This is a genomic window from Paenibacillus sp. FSL R7-0216 (genome assembly GCF_037969915.1).
In the GTDB taxonomy this organism is placed as follows: Bacteria; Bacillota; Bacilli; order Paenibacillales; family Paenibacillaceae; genus Fontibacillus; species Fontibacillus rhizolycopersici.
In genome coordinates this window covers 4697509-4715257 of the sequence record NZ_CP150222.1, presented here as the reverse complement: position 1 = coordinate 4715257, position 17749 = coordinate 4697509, and the positions used below count along the sequence as shown (strand labels likewise).

Here is a 17749-nt window from a genome sequence, read left to right as displayed (position 1 = left end):
GTATGAGCAGCTTTGTCCGACATACCGGCCGTTATCGTGAAATTGCCATGGCGCTTGGGCGCCATGGCTTTGGCTATTTAGCCGAAGAAATCGGTCTAGCCCGGCTGATTCGGCTGCCGCTGCGCCGATTACGCAAGTCCGAGCCGGGCTCCCCGACCTTGGCCGAAAGGATCCGTTTGGTGCTGGAGGAGTTGGGTCCGACCTTCGTCAAGGTCGGCCAATTGGCTAGTACGCGCTCGGATTTACTGCCGGAGGCGATCATTCAAGAGCTCGTCAAGCTGCAGGACCAGGTACCTCCGTTTCCGGCCGAGGAAGCCCGCCGAATTTTAGAGGCGGAATTCCACCAGCCGCTGGGTGAGCTGCTAGAGAGCTTTGATGAAACGCCGCTCGCCGCCGCCTCTATAGGCCAGGTGCATCGAGCCCGGTTGACGACAGGCGAGCCGGTCGCGATCAAGGTCCAACGGCCCGACATCGTGCCGGTCATCGAGCTGGACCTCGATATTCTGCAGCACTTGACGGCGCTGGCAAACAAACGCTGGGCCTGGGTATCCCGATTTCAGATTCCGCAGATGGCCCAGGAATTCGCCCGTTCGATCCGCGCGGAACTGGATTATAGCTTCGAGGGCCGGAATATGGAGAAGATTCGCCGTCAATTTAAAGCGGATGAAGGCATTTATATTCCCGGGGTGCATTGGTCCCTGACAACCTCTCGCGTGTTGACGATGGACTTCGTGGAGGGAGAGCATCTGAACCGGCTGCTGGAGATCGATGAGATGGGGTACGACCGCAAGGAGCTGGCGGAGCGGCTAGTGAACGCTTTGCTTCGGCAAATCTTCGAGGGCGGCTTTTTCCATGCTGACCCTCACCCCGGCAACCTGCTGGTGACCCGCACAGGCGAGCTGGCCTTCATCGATTTCGGGATGGTCGGGCGGCTCAGCAGCGAGATGAAGGATCATTTGTCGTCGTTGGTGATCGCCTTGATGCGGCGAAGCACTGAGGGAATGGTACGGGCGATTCTGCGCATGGGCCTCGTCGGAGACGATGCCGATACCGACGGACTTCGCCAGGATTTGGAACGGCTTCGTGAACGATATTATGACATTCCGTTTGCGGAGATTCAGATCGGGCAGGCGTTACAGGATCTGTTCGCCACGGCGCAGAAGCACCAGGTCGTGCTGCCTGCTGACCTTCTGCTGCTTGGCAAGGCGCTCTTAACGGTCGAAGGAGTAGCGCTGGCGCTCGATCCTCACCTTCGCATTCTCGATTTGGCGGAGCCCTTTGGGCGCAAGCTGCTTCGCGAGAAATACGCCGCACGCCGGCTCGGTAAGAAGCTGTTTGACGAGGCCGCCGAGCTGACGGACTCCCTGATTGATCTTCCGCATCAGGTGCGCAAGCTATCTAGCACGCTGGCCCGCGGCAAGCTAAAGATGGACATGAACTTGCCGGAGATGGAGCAGTTTCTCCGCAAGCTGGACCAGATCAGCAATCGTTTGTCGTTCAGCATTGTGCTGCTGGCCTTCAGCATTATTATGGTCGGGCTCATCATTGGCTCCTCCCTTGCGCGAATGCCAACCCTGCTCTGGGACATTCCGGCGATCGAGATCGGCTTTATCGTTGCAACGCTGATGTTCTTGTGGCTGCTCTTTTCCATCTTCCGTTCGGGAAGGTTCTAACGATGTGTTACAATAAGGAAGCTGAAGAATATGAGGTGAAACCTGTTGACAACTTTTGAAAATTTAAATGTATCGCCCATCCTGCTCCGCAAGCTGCAGGGACAAGGGATCGTGAACCCGACACCGGTACAGGCTGCGGCGATTCCCGTCCTCCAGTCAGGCGAAGACGCTATCGTACAGGCGCAGACCGGCACGGGCAAGACGTTGGCGTTCCTGCTTCCGATCCTGGAGAAAATCCGGCCTGATCGCCCAGAGGCGCAGGCGTTGATCATTACCCCAACGCGGGAACTGGCGATTCAAATTACCGCGGAAGCCCGAAAGCTGGCGGAGGCTCGCGAGGGATTATCCGTATTGGCCGCCTACGGCGGCCAGGATGTGGAGCGGCAGCTGCGCAAGCTGAAGAATGGCACTCAGTTGGTCATCGGCACGCCGGGCCGGCTGCTCGATCATTTGCGTCGGGGTTCTCTGACGCTAGGTGCGGTCCGCATGCTGGTGCTGGATGAGGCCGACCAGATGCTGCATATGGGCTTCTTGACCGAGGTGGAGGAGATTATTTCGCTCGTTCCGCGCAGCCGCCAGACGATGCTGTTTTCGGCGACGATGCCCGACAATGTGAAGCGTTTGGCCAAGGCTTATATGGACAAGCCGCGGGACATCCGAATCGCCGAAACCTCGCGCGTTACGCTGGACAGTATCCGGCAAATCCTCGTGGAATGCACGGACCGGACCAAGCAGAACGCGTTGATCGAGACGATCCGCAGCCAGCGGCCATATTTAGCGGTGATCTTCTGCCGCACGAAGCGCCGGGCGAGCACGTTGAACGAGGCGTTGCAGGCCGCGGGCTTCCAGTCGGACGAGCTGCACGGCGACCTGTCGCAGGCGAAGCGCGAGCAGGTGATGCGCGCGTTCCGTGACGCGAAGCTGGAACTCCTCGTCGCGACGGACGTAGCGGCGCGCGGAATTGACGTGGAAGGCGTTACCCACGTCTTCAATTACGATATTCCGCACGATGTGGATAGCTACATCCATCGCATCGGGCGGACGGGCCGCGCCGGGGAAAAAGGCGTGGCCATCACGTTCGCGGCGCCGAAGGACCTGGAGGCGCTGCGTCAGATCGAGCGGGGCATCGGCCGCAAGCTGGAGCGGCAGCGCTACGAGAAGAGCGGCGCCGGTCCGGGCGCCGAGAAGATCGTCGCCGTAGGCCGCACCGGTACGGGTGCGGACAAGGCGGGGGGCCAGGGCCGCCGCAGCCGCGACGAGCGCGGCGGCGCACAGCGGCCCGCAGGCCGCCGCAGCGATGCAGGCGGCGGGCGGGGCCGCTCGGCCGGCGGCGCAGGGGCGCCGGCCAAAGGAGGCCGCGGCGCGGGAAGCCGCCGCGGCGATGACGCGCGCGCTCAGCGCGGCTCCGCCGGAGGCGCCTCGCGCGCGCAAGGGCCGGAACGCCGCGGTCAAAATGCACGCGGCGACGGAGGGCGCGGGCGCCGGGGGCGGTAGCCGGCGCCCCCGCTATTTTCCATGTAACTTCTTGCTCGCCTAATGCGTTTAAAAGGATAGGATCAAGGAACAAATACAGAGGTGCCTCTTGATACGTCATGACAGGGCACTGGCCATAGGGGAGGAACCAGGATGTACAGCAAGAAAGGCGCGGTAACCGCAACGATTGCTCTATTGCTAGCGGCAGTCGTATTTGCAGGCTGCGGGAATCAAGCGGCAAACGCACCGCAGACGCCAGTTCAGAACGGTACAAACGCAGCCGGCTCAAATACCGGTTCGGAGAATGGCACCGTGAACGATGGAGGCGCTAAGGATGATCAGGCGCCGGAAGGGAACAATGCGGCCAACGGCGGCAATGCCGAAACCGGGAATTCCGCCAATCAAGCTCCGGATCCTGCCGATTCGGATAAGGGCAGCGGAGGGGACAAAGCTGCGATGACCGACTCTGAGAGCGTGGCTGTGTTAATTAACAAACAGTTTGCTCTGCCAGACGACTACGAACCAAAGGATCTGATTTATCCAGACGTTCGATTCACGTTTAAAGACAAAATTGAGAAACGTATGATGCGCAAAGAGGCTGCGGCAGCGCTTGAGGAGTTGTTCGAAGGAGCCGAGAAAGACGGCGTCTATTTGGCAGGTGTGTCGGCGTACCGCTCGCATCGTACACAAACGGCGTTGTTTAACCGTTATGTGGAGAAGGACGGCGAGGAACTGGCTAAGACTTACAGCGCGGTGCCGGGCCATAGCGAACATGAGACAGGACTGGCAATCGACGTTTCGGGTAGCGACGGCAAATGCGCGGCGGAAAGTTGCTTCGGCGATACGAAGGAAGCGGCTTGGCTGGCGGACCATGCAACCGAATACGGCTTTATCATTCGTTATCCGGAAGGTAAGGAAGACATTACCGGCTATAAATATGAGCCATGGCACCTACGCTATGTAGGGAAAGAGATCGCAGCTGACATCGGGGAACGGGACATCACGTTGGAAGAGTACTATGATGCCGTACCGGTTTCGGGTCAGTAACTTCTTCTTACACCACCCGGGCCGTGAGCTATGAAGGAAAAGACGCCTGGAGGCGTCTTTTTTGATTTTACGGTCAGCCGAATTCACCCGACGCAAATTAACAGTTGACAGATGATAATGATTATCAGTATCTTTAAGATGATGAAATTTAAATGAACTTACGATGAAGCCGTTATTCAGTTGGACACGGAAAGGAAGAGTGCCATGGTCTCCTTAAAAACTTCGCATCTGGACATTGCTTATGAGGATCGTCTGATTGTCGAAGACTTAAATATTTCGATTCCCGAGGGGAAAATCACGGCGTTGGTCGGAGCGAACGGCTCCGGTAAATCGACGGTCTTGAAAACGATGGCTCGGATCCTTCAGCCGAAGTCCGGCAGTGTGCTGCTGAACGGTAAGTCAATCCATAAGCAGTCGACGCGGGAAGTGGCCAAACAAATGGCCATACTTCCGCAAAATCCAACCGCCCCGGAAGGGCTGACGGTCTATGAGCTCGTTTCTTACGGGCGTTTTCCGCATCAAAAAGGGTTCGGCGGTCTGAAGTCCGAGGACCGGAAGATCGTGGATTGGGCGATCGAAGCAACCCGTATGGGCGAATTCAGCGACCGCGCCCTGGAGCAGTTGTCCGGCGGTCAACGTCAGCGGGCCTGGATTGCAATGGCGCTGGCGCAGGAGACGGATATCCTGTTCCTTGACGAGCCGACAACATTCCTGGATATGGCTCACCAATTGGAAGTGCTGCAGCTGCTAGAAGAGCTGAACGATACTTCGAATCGGACGATCGTGATGGTCGTGCATGATTTGAACCATGCCGCCCGATATGCCCATTACATGATCGCAATTAAACAAGGCCAGGCAGTTGCTACCGGTACACCGGAAGAGGTTGTGACCTCACCAGTGCTGCGCGATGTATTCGGTATCGAGGCGGATATCGTCACCGATCCGCGGAGCGGTGTGCCGCTTTGTCTCCCTTATGAGCTGTATAAGGCTGCATCTGAAGGCAAAGTCCGCAAAGGCAAAAACGATGGACCGGAAGAGGCTTCACCTAAAGTGGTCTCGTTCCTATAGCGGAGGAAGCTAAAATGCGCTTAGATTATCAGCTGCTGGAGCAGCAATTGGGAATCGTCACGCAGAACCGAACGGACGCGCTGTTCACGATGCCTGCAGCAAAGCTGTTGGATCGTGGACAGCTAGTTTCTTTTTTGGAACTGTATCAGGAGAAGATCAAGGGACTTGACCTTCAGGTATCGGCTACTTATTTCGCTACGAGCTGGCGGGTCGTGTGTGCGGCGCTGCAGTACATGGTATCCGTAACGGCGAGCAGGATCCAAATTTCGCTGGAAAATCTAACGATTCAACTCGTGATGGTTAACGGGTTCCCTTGGGTTTATTTTGTGCTGAACGATCAGGCGGAGCAACCGTGGCCAGCGGGGGATCGTACGTCCTGGCAGAGAGGCGAACTCTGCCGTTTTTACGGGGAGGTGCTGCGTCCTGTAATGGAGAGAATCGCTGCGGTCTCAGGGTTGCCGGTAGCCCAATTATGGGGGCAGTTGCCGCTTGGCGTTCAATTCTACGTTCGCTCCCTGGCGGATCGTCTTGAGGATGACATATTGCGTTCTCGGCTCCTGGAAGATTACGAGCTTGTGAAGCAACTGTCAGCAGAGGAGTTTGGTCTGAAGCGCAATCCCTATCTCATCAAAGAAGTGCTGCTTGATGACCCCTATCGGCCGGGTGAAAAATCGCCGATGAAGCCAACCTGCTGTCTGGCTTACCGGACGGAGACGGACCATGGCTACTGCTACGGATGTCCTAAACTCTCCAAGTCGGAGCGGGAGGCTAAATACGCCGAAATACGAAAACAACTTACCTCAGTCCAAGCACAGTAACTCACCCGTAATGACTTTACATTTACATATGATCATCGCGGATATGCTTAGCAAGCAAGCACCTGGCAGTCCTGAAGACAATTCAGGAGGTTCCGACCAGGTGCTTTGTTTTATCCAAAAATCGATCTCCTCAACCTTCCAGCTTATTAACCCCCAAATAGGGAAACCTACAATTTAAATTGTGAAATTTTTAAAAAGTATCTTTTACCTCTTGCAATGTGAAAAATGTCACACTATAATTAGGGACATGAGGTGAAATATTTCACAAGTAAATGGATTTATAAGTGATGAATTTCACAAATATCGAGTTGTTTATGACAAAATACAAAACGAGCAGTGAATTTGGAGGAGGAAGAAATCATGAAAGTAGCAGTTATCGGATGTACCCATGCAGGCACGGCAGCGATCGTCAATACAGCCAAACTTTACCCGGACGCGGAAATTACCGTATATGAACGGAACGACAACATTTCTTTTCTGTCGTGCGGCATTGCGTTATATGTCGGAGGGATGGTTCAGGATCCGCAGGGATTGTTCTACTCGTCGCCACAGCAATTGGCCGAACTTGGTGTAAATACGAAAATGCTTCACGAGGTAGTGTCGGTCGATACGGACGCTAAAACACTTCAAGCTCGCAACCTGGAGACCGGTGAGGTGTTCGAAGATACGTTCGACAAGCTGATCGTAACGACCGGGTCGTGGCCGATTGTTCCGAAGTTCGAAGGAAGCGACTTAGAGAACATCGTGCTTTCGAAAAATTTCAACCATTCCAACACGATCATTGAAAAAGCGCAGCAAGCCAACCATATTGTGGTGGTCGGGGCCGGATACATCGGCGTTGAGCTTGTTGAAGCGTTCCAGTTGAACGGCAAGCAAGTGACGCTGATTGATGCGGAGGATCGCATTTTGAGCAAATACCTGGATCCGGAATACACGGATAAGATCGAACAATCGCTTAGCGAGCATGGGATTGAGTTGGCTTTAGGCCAAAAGGTTACGCGCTTTGAAGGTGAGAACGGCAAAGTGGCTAAGGTGATCACCGACAAAGGCGCGTACGCCGCCGATCTCGTGATTATGTGCATCGGATTCCGTCCAAACACGGAGCTGTTAAAGGGGCAAGTCGACATGCTGGGCAATGGTGCAATCATCGTAGACGAATACATGCGCACCAGCAAGCCGGACGTATATGCGGCGGGAGACAGCTGTGCGGTATTTTATAATCCGACCGGCAAGCATGCGTATATCCCGTTGGCCACGAACGCCGTTCGCATGGGTACGCTGGTGGCTCGAAACCTGGTAACGCCAACCGTGAAGTATATGGGCACTCAGGGCACCTCGGGGATTAAAATCTACGAAGATAATATCGCGGGGACCGGGTTGACGGTAACAGCGGCGAAGGATGCCGGTCTGGAGGCCGAAGCGGTAATGATTACCGATAACTACCGGCCGGAATTCATGCCGACCCACGAACCGGTTATGCTGAAGGTGGTTTACGAGAAGAACACCCGCCGGATCCTCGGGGCGCAAATCATGTCGAAAGTGGACCTGACCCAGTCGATGAATACGATCTCGGTGTGCATCCAAAACGGCATGAAAATGGAGGAACTCGCCTTCGTCGACTTCTTCTTCCAGCCGCATTACAACAAACCTTGGAATTTCCTGAACAGCGCAGGCTTGGGAGCGCTGCCGGAAGTGCCGCAGCGGGAAACCGTTCACGTTTAACGGCAATATTGCAGGCGTAAGAATCCAACTATCCAGCCGGTCAAACGGGGCGTTCGCCTCTTTGGCCGGCTTTTCGTATTGATGTGAAATATTTCACCATATGAAAACGTTATCGTGATCTTTGTTACTTATCCAACATAAATCGGCACGCTACAATAGACACGGATCTACTTATAAAGGAGACTAGAACATGGCTTACTATAAACCTGCGCAAATTGCTGACGTAACCGTAGAAAATGGCATCAAAAAAGCGCATAATCCTTTGTTGACCGTACTTATTCTCGGATTTTTGGGCGGGGCGTTTATAGCGCTCGGTTTTTTGCTCGATATTCGCGTCATCAGCAGCGCTCCGGCAGAGTGGGGTAGTTTCGCAACCTTCATCGGCGCGGCGGTATTCCCTATCGGATTAATTCTCGTACTTTTGGCCGGTGGGGAGCTTTTGACCGGCAACATGATGGCTGTGCCGCTAGCACGGATGGCGGGGCGAATTTCCACAGGGGAAATGTTCAAGAACCTCGTCCTCATTACCTTAAGCAATTTTGTGGGTGCTTTATTCGTCGCATACTTTTTTGGACATGTGGTTGGCTTGACGGCCAGCGGACCTTATCTCGATAAACTGGTTGATATGGCCGGCCACAAGCTGGATGATAGCTTCCTGCAAGCATTTGTGTCTGGCATAGGCTGCAACTGGCTGGTTGCGTTGGCGGTATGGCTCTCTTACGGCGCAGACAACATGAGCGGCAAAATACTCGGCATCTGGTTTCCGACAATGGCCTTCGTTGCCATCGGCTTCCAGCACGTGGTCGCCAACATGTTCCTGATTCCGGCGGCTATTTTTGAGGGCTATTTCTCCTGGGGCGAATATTTAAAGAACTTTGTACCGGTATGGTTGGGCAACTTGACCGGCGGCGCCATCTTCGTGGGAGCGGCATATTGGACTGCTTATTTGAAGGATAAAGGGCAAACGGCTGCTCCGGCTGCCGAGCATGCAACAACACCTTCGTCCGCAACGGTAAGCAAAACCATATAACAGAATAAGCAATCAACAGGCTTTATTAACTGCTTCTCCATTTGGAGGAGCAGTTTTTTTGCTATAGGGGAGAGTATTGGATCATGGTTGGGTGGCAGCCAGGCCAGTACATGTTGTATCGGCCCTTTGCACGATTATCCCGTTGAATCAGTTGACAAAGAATGAGATCAGACGCGCTTGGGGAGCCAATTAGGTGTTGCAAAGAAGCAGATCGATAGGGCAGCATTAGGTAAAAAAGCAGATAGCTAGAGCAGAAAACAGGAAGAGCAGCAGACAGAAAGAGCAGCAGGAAGTAGAGCAGTAGACAGTAGAGCAGTAGACAGTAGAGCAGTAGACAGGAAGAGCAGCAGACGGAATAAGAAGCGGGTAGATAGTGGAGCTAATGGTTAGGGTAGCCAATTGGATTAGATAGATTGTGTAGCTGATGGGTAGAGTCATAGATTGGATCAGCTAGATGATGACAAAAAGGCAGAAGCCGATTGGCCTAAGCCCCTTGGTTCAGGCACCTCATCAGGCGGCGGTCGCCAAAGGCAACTTCGGTTGGCGTGCGATTAGTTGGTAGTAAGAAATGGCTTGAGTCGCCACACACATACTCAGCAATTTCTGATGCATCGTCTTCCTTGCCCCAGGCAAGTGCAACCGGCGGCGTACGGTGTATTCGTTCAGATATGCTTGCAGATACTTTGGTCCCAAAGCTACATATGTACTCTTCAGCGACTCCCATGCGTCTCTCACTACTTTCCGCAGGGGCGAATACAGCTGAAAGGCCAGAGGAAACGAATGAACCGTGGATGTATCGACATCCACATGTTCGTTGATGAAAGCGGAGAGCTCGTGGCGGGTTGCCCGGTTACCCGTTCCACGTTTATTGGGTAACAGGTGAATTTTGATCTGTTCCAGTTCGCCTGACTCCATCAGCGTACAGCCAGCTACGACTGCCGAAGCAAACGGATGTGGATACTGACAACGGGACGGATTGGCCCCATATTGATCGGAGTTGACCTTTACGTCTCCGCTCAACCGTTCACGGGCATCAAATTCGCCAACAGCATGGCGTATTTTGTGCAGCATCAACCAAGCGGTTTTGTAGGTGACCCGGATCTCCTGGTGCAGCCGCATTGCGGAGATACCATCAGGAAGCAGAAACAACTCTATCGCCTGGAACCACTTCAACAAGGGCAGATGCGTTCCCTCAAAAAGGGTCCCAACCAAAGGCGACGTTTGATGCCCACAGATGTCACATTCAAATAAAGGAATACGACGGGAGGTTAGGTGGCTGCACCCGGTATGAGCGCATCGAGGGCAGACAAAGCCGGTTGGCCACTTCGCAGCGACCAGCGCATCCATGCAATCTTGCTCGCTCGTATAGTGTTTATTGAATAGGTGATGAATCGAATCCGTAATAACCTCCATATTCCCATGCCTCTCTCAATGAGAGTGTATGTTCGTTTGATTCCATTATATACCAAACATATGTTCTGTGCAAGCTTGTTTTTTTACCCTAAAAAAATGATATTAATTAGCAATCGGCTAAGCCCAGACTCTATCTGAACGAAAGGGATAATCATGAAAAGGAGTGTAAAGGACAGGGCATGAGACACGAGTCACATGGTACGAGACACTAGACACATGGCACGATATGCAGGGCTCAGGACACGAGTTACGAGACACGAGACACGTGACACAGGACACAGGACACGGGACACGGGACACGGGACACGGGACACTGCAACAAGTCACGAATACACAGTGAAAGCAATCCTGAGGCCCATTGGCACGGCTGTCGACCCGTCCGTCCATCGCTTCGTCTTCTACCTACCGCTCGAAAGCAAATTGCAACCGGGGGTTTACGCCGGGGGGCGTTTTTCCTTACAATAGGCTACAGGATAGGAGGGGTGGAACATGATCCATGAACCAAACGGGGTGTTTCCCGCGGTGTGCCCGCTGGATTGTCCCGATACGTGCAGCTTGCTGCTCCATAAAGAGAACGGAAAAATCGTTAAGGTGACCGGCAACCCCGATCACCCGATAACGCAAGGCGCTATCTGCAACAAGGTTCGCAATATGGCGGAACGGGTCTACCATCCCGAGCGGGTGCTGTACCCCTTGAAGCGGGTCGGAGCTAAAGGTGAAGGGAAATTTGAACGCATCACATGGGAGGAAGCGGTCCAGGAGATCGCTAAACGCTACAAGGGGCTGATCCTTGAGCACGGACCGGAGTCGATCCTGCCGTACAGTTTTTACGGTAACATGGGGATCCTGAGTGTCGACGGCATGGACCGGCGGTTCTTCAACCGTTTAGGCGCTACTCAGCTACAGCAAGGCATATGCAACTCCGCAGGCAACGCGGGGTGGAGATATACGATGGGGTTTGGCGGCGGGACGAGCCCGGAAGAGACGGTCAAGGCGAAGTTGATTATCGTGTGGGGCGGCAACCTCGTCAGCACGAACATGCACCAAATCACCCTGATCGAAAAAGCCCGCAAGCAAGGCGCGCAGCTTGTGGTGATCGACGTGCATCGGAACCGGACGGGACAGCGGGCGGACTGGTTTATTCCGCTCCATCCCGGCACGGACGGGGCATTGGCGCTTGGGATGATGCATGTGCTGTTCGAGCGTGACCTGGTAGATGACGCGTTCCTAGAACGCTACACGCATGGCCATGCCGAGCTGCGCGAGCATGTGAAGCAGTACACGCCGGAGCGTGTGGCGGCGATCACCGGCGTACCGGCGGAGAGCATTGTGAAGCTGGCCGTCCTGTACGGCGAAACTTCGCCTGCTTACATCCATATCGGCAATGGCCTGCAGCATCACGACAACGGCGGCATGACGGTTCGCACGATCAGCTGCCTGCCGGCGCTTACTGGGCAATGGCTCGTGCCGGGCGGCGGCGCCTTCAAGTCTAACGGCGCTTACGGCAAGATGAATGCGACTGCGCTGGAACGTCCCGACTTGCGACCGAATCCGGGCGCTCGCACGGTGAGCATGAACCAGTTGGGGGATGTGCTGCTGACGTTGGATCCGCCAATCCATGCGTTGTACGTCTATTGCTCTAACCCGGCGGTGGTGGCTCCGGATACGGGCAAGGTAGAGCAGGGCCTTCTGCGGGAAGATTTGTTCACCGTCGTGCACGATCTGTTTCTGACGGACACGACGAAATACGCCGATATCGTGCTGCCGGCGACATCCTCTTTTGAAAATACGGACTTATACAGCTCTTACTGGCATCATTATATTCAACTCCAGGAGCCGGTCATCGCGCCCAGGGGGGAAAGCAAAAGCAACGTTGAAACGTTCAAGCTGCTTGCGGAGGCGATGGGCTTCAAAGAAGAGGCATTCCGCGACACAGAAGAAGATATGATCCGGCAGGCGCTGGAGTTCCGGCATAATCCATATCTCGAAGGCGTCAAGTTGGAGAAGTTAAAGGAGCAACGGGCGGTGAAGTTGAACATGGAGCCGCAGCAAACCTGGCTTGATCATCTGCCGACGTCGTCGCGGAAGATTGAGCTATACTCTGCCACACTGGAGCGGGCCGGGCTGCCGCCATTGCCGACCTATGTACCGCTGGTGGAAGGTTATGACGGCGAGCGCCGTCCCGGCAAGGATACGCCGTATCCACTGATGTTCGTTTCGCCGCCAAACCACAGCTTCCTTAACTCGACGTTCGGCAATGTAGAGAAGCTGACGGCGCTGGAGAAAAGCCCGCTGCTGCAGATTCACCCCGAAGATGCGGCGGCGCGCGGAATTACGGACGGCGATGAAGTCACGGTGTGGAACGACCGTGGCAGCTACGACGTCAAGGCGTCCGTGACCGACAAAATGCTGCCGGGTACGGTCGTCAGCCAAGGGCTATGGTGGCAGCGGGAGGGGGGTGCGCGCACACGCGCTAATGCCTTAACTCCGGGCCGTTTGGCCGATATGGGCGGCGGGGCGGTATTTTTTTCCACCGTTGTTGATGTAAAGCGGCGATAGATGTACTTGCCTGGCCTACACTTTTAGGCGATACTATTGTAATCTGGTAGCAGGAGAGCCCTGTCGGCTCTCCTTTTTTGTACATACGCTGATGTCTTGCAGCAAAGGGGGAGAAAACAATGAGATGGCTGCAGTCCTATCCGCGGGAAGTAAAGGTGTTTCTGGTCGCTAGCTTGATTAGCTCGGCCGGCGGTTCGTTGATGTGGCCTTTGGTCACGATGTTTGTGTTCAAGGTGCTAGGTCGGACCGTGACGGATGCCGGTCTGGTCATTCTGGTTATGTCGGTTGGCGGGATCGCCGGTCAGTTGCTAGGCGGGGCCCTGTATCACCGACTAGGCGTGAAGCGACTCATCGTGGGTGGACTAGCTATGAACGCCTTGTTCCTGCTGCTGCTGCCTTACGGGAGCGGTAACTGGCATTTGTTCATGCTGCTGATGCTGCTCGTTGGTTTCTTCAACGCGACATCGATGCCGGCAATCCAGGCGTTTATTGGCTTTCGTTTCGCGGAGCGACGTGGAGAGCTGTTTAATGTCATCTATGTGGCAAATAATATTGGCGTGGCGTTGGGGACGGCGATCAGCGGGTTTTTGGCGCAGATTTCGTATGACCTCAGCTTTATTTTGAATGGAGTGACTTCGGCTGCATTTGCGTTGTTTTTCTGGTTTTATTTGAACAAGGTTCAAAAAAGCCAAGGCGAGCTGCACGTGCAGAAACGCAAGAAATCGGTGGATGGGCAAAGCGTCTGGTCGCTGCTGCGTATCTACCCCGTCTACCTGTTTATGGGCGTCGGATCGTTCTTTCTCTGGCTCGGGAATTGTATCTGGAATAACGGCGTATCGCCGTTTACGATCTCTCAAGGGATGCCGGAATGGAATTATAGCATTCTTTGGACTTTGAATGGATTGTTGATTTTTGTGGGGCAACCGTTTATTTTGTGGGTGAAACGCACGTTCGCCGGCTCTCCGCAAGCACAAATGACGGCCAGCGCGTTATTCTACATGCTCGGCTACGCAACGATATTGGGCTTCCATACGTATCCGAGCATGGTGGCTGCGATGGTGCTGACCACCTTCGGGGAGATGCTGATCTCGCCGGCCATTCCGTCGTTTATCTCCGATCGGACAGGGAAAGCAGCCCCCTTCTACCTCGGTTTGGTCGGCGGGATGGGTGCGGCGGGCCGGGTTGTCGGCCCTTATGCGATGGGCTTGCTGTTCGACTGGAACGGATTGGTTCCGGTTGCTTGGTTGGCGGTAGGCATTGCGGTGCTGTCGGTCGTCTCGTTCCTGGTACATGCCGCCATGAACCGGGATGACCGTCCGGAGCCATCCGGACTGACGACCTGACAACTAGCTAGAGCTTACGATCTTAATTATGACGAAGGGATGGATACCATGAATCCTCGTGACATCCAGACGCGTCTCTCCGAAATGCGCGACGCGGCAGCTTTGATGGAAATCGACAACTTGGTTTGGGATCGCCAAAATACCCCCGCGGAAAAAATGGAGTGGGAGTCGCGGGAGAAATACCTGCAAAGCAGCCCGCCGGGTAACCAGATCGTGGCCGTTATCGGCGAAGAGATTGGCGGCTACATCGGCTTCAAGCCGCCGACTCCGCTGCCGAGCAACGCCCATGTACTCGAGCTGAACATCGCCATTCACCCGGCGTACCAGCGGAAGGGCATCGGACGCGTGTTGATGGACGCCCTGGTGCAACTGGCGGCAGAACGGGGCGTTCGCAAGCTGTCGTTGCGCGTACTGGCGAGCAACCCCGGCGCCGTCGCCTTCTATGAAAGCTGCGGATTCGTGGAGCAGGGACGGTTGGTCGAAGAATTTTGGCTGGATGGCCAATATGTCGACGATATTTTCATGTGGCGAAAGGTTTAGCGGATGAAGTTCTAAGGCATTGAACTATTCGAAAGATATCGGTATATTTAGAAGAAGAAAAATCGGGGAAGAACTCGAATGGAAAGGTTGATTACCCGTGGAGAACAACTTTACCCCTCCCAATTTCATTAAAAACATCATTTCGGAAGATTTAAAATCCGGCAAGGTAAATACCGTCATCACGCGGTTCCCTCCGGAACCGAACGGCTATCTACATATCGGGCATGCCAAAGCGATCTGGATCAACTTCGCGCTGGCGGACGAGTTTGGCGGACGCACCAACCTGCGATTCGACGACACCAACCCGGTGAAAGAAGACGTAGAGTATGTCAATTCGATCAAGGAAGACGTCAAATGGCTGGGCTTCGATTGGGAAGAACTGCATTTTGCGTCGGATTATTTTGAGGAGATGTACAAACGCGCGGTGCTGCTGATCAAAAAGGGCAAAGCCTACGTGGATGATCTCAGCGCCGACCAAATCCGCGAGCTGCGCGGGACGCTGACCGAGCCGGGTAAAAACAGCCCATACCGCGACCGCTCTATCGAGGAGAACCTCGACCTGTTCGAACGGATGCGCGCCGGCGAATTCAAGGACGGGGAGAAGGTGCTGCGCGCCAAAATCGACATGGCCTCGCCGAACATCAATCTGCGAGACCCTGTCATCTACCGCATCGTGCATGCGTCTCATCATAACACCGGCGATAAATGGTGCATTTATCCGATGTACACATTTGCCCATCCACTGGAAGACGCCATCGAGGGCGTGACCCACTCCTTGTGCTCCACTGAGTTCGAGGATCAACGCCCGTTCTACGACTGGACGATTGCGGAAACCGAAATGCCGAACGTTTCCCATCAATACGAATTCGGACGGCTGAATTTAACGCAGACGGTGACCAGTAAGCGGAAGCTGAAAAAGCTCGTTGACGAAGGCATCGTTGACGGTTGGGACGACCCTCGCATGCCGACGATTTCCGGGCTGCGCCGCCGCGGGTATACGCCGGAAGCGATCAAGGCGTTCATTTTTGAAACGGGGATTTCCAAGAACTTCGGTAACATCGATCCGAAAATGCTGGAGCATTTCATTCGCGAGGACTTGAAGATGAAAGCTCCACGCACGATGGCCGTGCTGGACCCGCTGAAGGTGGTCATCACCAATTATCCGGAAGGGCAAGTCGAATGGCTTGAGGCGGAAAATAACAGCGAAAACCCGGACATGGGCAGCCGCCAAATTCCGTTCTCACGTGAAATTTACATCGAGCGTGATGATTTTATGGAAAATCCGCCAAGTAAGTATTTCCGCTTGTTCCCGGGGAACGAAGTCCGTCTTAAAAATGCCTACTTCGTGAAATGCAATGAGGTGATCAAGGATTCGGACGGCAACGTGGTGGAGATCCACTGCACGTATGATCCGGAAACGAAGAGCGGCACCGGCTTTACCGGCCGTAAGGTCAAGGGCACGATCCATTGGGTGGAAGTGACTCAGGCGGTACCTGCCGAATTCCGGTTGTACGAGCCGCTGATTCTGGAAGAGGAAGCAGAGGAAACGGCAAACGTGGCGCTGGAAGAAACGGTTGAGGGTCTGGTAGACGATGCCCCTACGGAAGCAGGGGACGCAGTTGTTGAGACCGCTGAGGAGAAAACGTTCCTCGATCTCATCAATCCGAACTCGCTGACGATTGCTCACGGCTTCGTGGAGCCGAACATGAAGGATGCGAAGCCGCAGGATAAATTCCAATTTTTCCGGCATGGGTATTTTAACGTTGATACGAAATACGCTAAGCCCGGACACCCGGTGTTTAACTTGATCGTTTCGTTGAAAAGCTCGTTCCAGCTGCCGAAAGCGTAAGTCGGCATTGACAGCCCTAACGGCAGTGCCCGCGTGCGTGCCTGTGTAACCTAAAAGGAGCCTTGCAGCTATCTGCAGGCTCCTTTCTTTGATTTATACCGAGCTGCGCTCAATAAACCGGAAGCCAAGCTCTTCGGAGACGGGCTTGCCCCCGCCGGAGGTGATTTGCGTATGAACGATGGAAAAAGCACGCTCCCCGATCTCCGACAACCGATTATCGATCGTCGTAATCTCGAGCAAGCCGGAGATTGGTTGGTTATCAAAACCGATGACGGCGAAATCGTCTGGCACTTCCAGCCCGCGCAGGCGTGCGGTGAGGATGAAGCCGGCGGCAACCTGGTCGCCGGTAATGAGCAGGGCGTCCGGACGCTCCTCCATCGCGAGCAGCCGGTCCACCAAGGCGGCGCCGTCTTCCCAATCGATGCAGCCGTCCAGCACCCAGTCCTCCCGGGCCTGACCGCCCAAGGCCGTGAGCGTGTCGGTATAGGCCTGCAGGCGGCTGCGGCTGCTAGGGCTGTTGCGGCGGCTGATCGTAAACGCGATGCGGCGCCGCCCCTGCTCCCACAAATAGCGGATCGCGGTTTGAAAGCTAGCGTAATGATCGATATACACCGAGGAGAGGTTGCGGCCGCTCACACGCTCGCATAACGCGATCGGACCGTAGTTGGCATACGTCTCGATCTCGCTGAGCGAAAGCGCCCGTGAACAGATGATCAACCCGTCCATCTGCTTGTTGCGCAGCATCTCCAGTACCTTGCGTTCCTCATTCGGACGGTAGTCGGTCTGGCAAAGCATCAGCTGATAGTTGCATTTCAGGGCTTGTTGGGCCATCCCCTCCATGATCCGGGCAAAGTAGTAATGGTTGATGTTCGGCAGGATCACGCCGATGGTTTGCGTGATGCCTTTGATCAAATGTACAGCATTCATATTCCGTGAATAGTTAAGCCGGCGAACGGCATCCTCGACCGCCGCCCGTTTGTCCGCGCTGACGTAGGGATGTCCGTTCATAACGCGGGATACGGTGGTGACCGATACACCGGCGGCTTCAGCGATCTGTTTGATGTTCGGCAAGGCAAACCGCTCCTTCCCCGAGAGAGGTGAAAAAATATCTTGCTATGGAATGCATTTCATATTTTACACTGGAGATGCAGCAAAGAAAACAATGCCCTCAACCGGCGTTACCTCGTAAGCGAACGAGGGCGTTACGGTATCAG

The 17749-nt window shown here is 54.7% G+C and carries 13 protein-coding genes and 1 pseudogene; 11 read left to right on the top strand and 3 right to left on the bottom strand.

All coding sequences use genetic code 11. The annotated features are described in order from the left end of the window. The first annotated feature begins 2 nt into the window (after positions 1–2). The 7 genes from MKZ15_RS21685 (at position 3) to MKZ15_RS21655 (ending at position 8831) form a co-directional block, all read left to right on the top strand. Positions 3–1673 (top strand): AarF/ABC1/UbiB kinase family protein, encoded by a 1671-nt coding sequence (locus tag MKZ15_RS21685; RefSeq protein ID WP_339818071.1) that lies wholly within the window; start codon positions 3–5, stop codon positions 1671–1673. A 45-nt stretch (positions 1674–1718) separates the two neighbouring features. After that, positions 1719–3167, top strand: coding sequence for a DEAD/DEAH box helicase (locus tag MKZ15_RS21680; protein ID WP_213622233.1), 1449 nt, complete (start codon positions 1719–1721; stop codon positions 3165–3167). Between the two features lie 132 nt (positions 3168–3299). Further along, positions 3300–4193 carry a M15 family metallopeptidase gene (locus MKZ15_RS21675; RefSeq protein ID WP_213622232.1) on the top strand — a complete coding sequence of 298 codons (894 nt, stop codon included), beginning with the start codon at positions 3300–3302 and terminating at the stop codon, positions 4191–4193. A gap of 204 nt (positions 4194–4397) precedes the next feature. Then, positions 4398–5261 carry an ABC transporter ATP-binding protein gene (locus MKZ15_RS21670; RefSeq protein WP_155607620.1) on the top strand — a complete coding sequence of 288 codons (864 nt, stop codon included), beginning with the start codon at positions 4398–4400 and terminating at the stop codon, positions 5259–5261. A 14-nt stretch (positions 5262–5275) separates the two neighbouring features. After that, positions 5276–6079 carry a (2Fe-2S)-binding protein gene (locus tag MKZ15_RS21665; RefSeq protein ID WP_339818068.1) on the top strand — a complete coding sequence of 268 codons (804 nt, stop codon included), beginning with the start codon at positions 5276–5278 and terminating at the stop codon, positions 6077–6079. 360 nt (positions 6080–6439) lie between these two features. After that, positions 6440–7801: an FAD-dependent oxidoreductase gene (locus MKZ15_RS21660; RefSeq protein WP_213622231.1), complete on the top strand. Its 1362-nt coding sequence runs from the start codon at positions 6440–6442 to the stop codon at positions 7799–7801. Between the two features lie 190 nt (positions 7802–7991). Further along, a complete protein-coding gene (locus MKZ15_RS21655; RefSeq protein ID WP_339818065.1) occupies positions 7992–8831 on the top strand; it encodes a formate/nitrite transporter family protein in 840 nt (279 codons plus the stop codon). Positions 8832–9341: 510 nt separating this feature from the next. Here MKZ15_RS21655 and MKZ15_RS21650 read toward each other — a convergent pair. Then, the gene (locus tag MKZ15_RS21650; protein WP_339822585.1) at positions 9342–10007 is read right to left on the bottom strand and encodes a hypothetical protein; all 666 of its coding nucleotides are present in this window, start codon (positions 10005–10007) and stop codon (positions 9342–9344) included. Positions 10008–10064: 57 nt separating this feature from the next. Next, positions 10065–10244 (bottom strand): annotated as a pseudogene (locus MKZ15_RS21645) (transposase); the annotation flags it as partial. Positions 10245–10733: 489 nt separating this feature from the next. Between MKZ15_RS21645 and MKZ15_RS21640 the strand changes: the two are divergent. The 4 genes from MKZ15_RS21640 (at position 10734) to MKZ15_RS21625 (ending at position 16535) form a co-directional block, all read left to right on the top strand. Further along, positions 10734–12803, top strand: a complete 2070-nt coding sequence (locus tag MKZ15_RS21640; protein WP_213622227.1) for a molybdopterin oxidoreductase family protein — start codon at positions 10734–10736, stop codon at positions 12801–12803. A gap of 119 nt (positions 12804–12922) precedes the next feature. After that, on the top strand, positions 12923–14146 hold the full coding sequence (locus tag MKZ15_RS21635) for an MFS transporter (protein ID WP_155607626.1): 1224 nt from the start codon (positions 12923–12925) through the stop codon (positions 14144–14146). Between the two features lie 48 nt (positions 14147–14194). Continuing rightward, positions 14195–14686 (top strand): GNAT family N-acetyltransferase, encoded by a 492-nt coding sequence (locus MKZ15_RS21630; protein WP_339818059.1) that lies wholly within the window; start codon positions 14195–14197, stop codon positions 14684–14686. Positions 14687–14783: 97 nt separating this feature from the next. After that, the gene (locus tag MKZ15_RS21625; RefSeq protein ID WP_339818057.1) at positions 14784–16535 is read left to right on the top strand and encodes a glutamine--tRNA ligase/YqeY domain fusion protein; all 1752 of its coding nucleotides are present in this window, start codon (positions 14784–14786) and stop codon (positions 16533–16535) included. Positions 16536–16628: 93 nt separating this feature from the next. On the opposite strand, the gene MKZ15_RS21620 is transcribed toward MKZ15_RS21625, so the two are convergent. After that, positions 16629–17606, bottom strand: coding sequence for a LacI family DNA-binding transcriptional regulator (locus tag MKZ15_RS21620; RefSeq protein WP_339818055.1), 978 nt, complete (start codon positions 17604–17606; stop codon positions 16629–16631). Between the last annotated feature and the right edge of the window lie 143 nt (positions 17607–17749).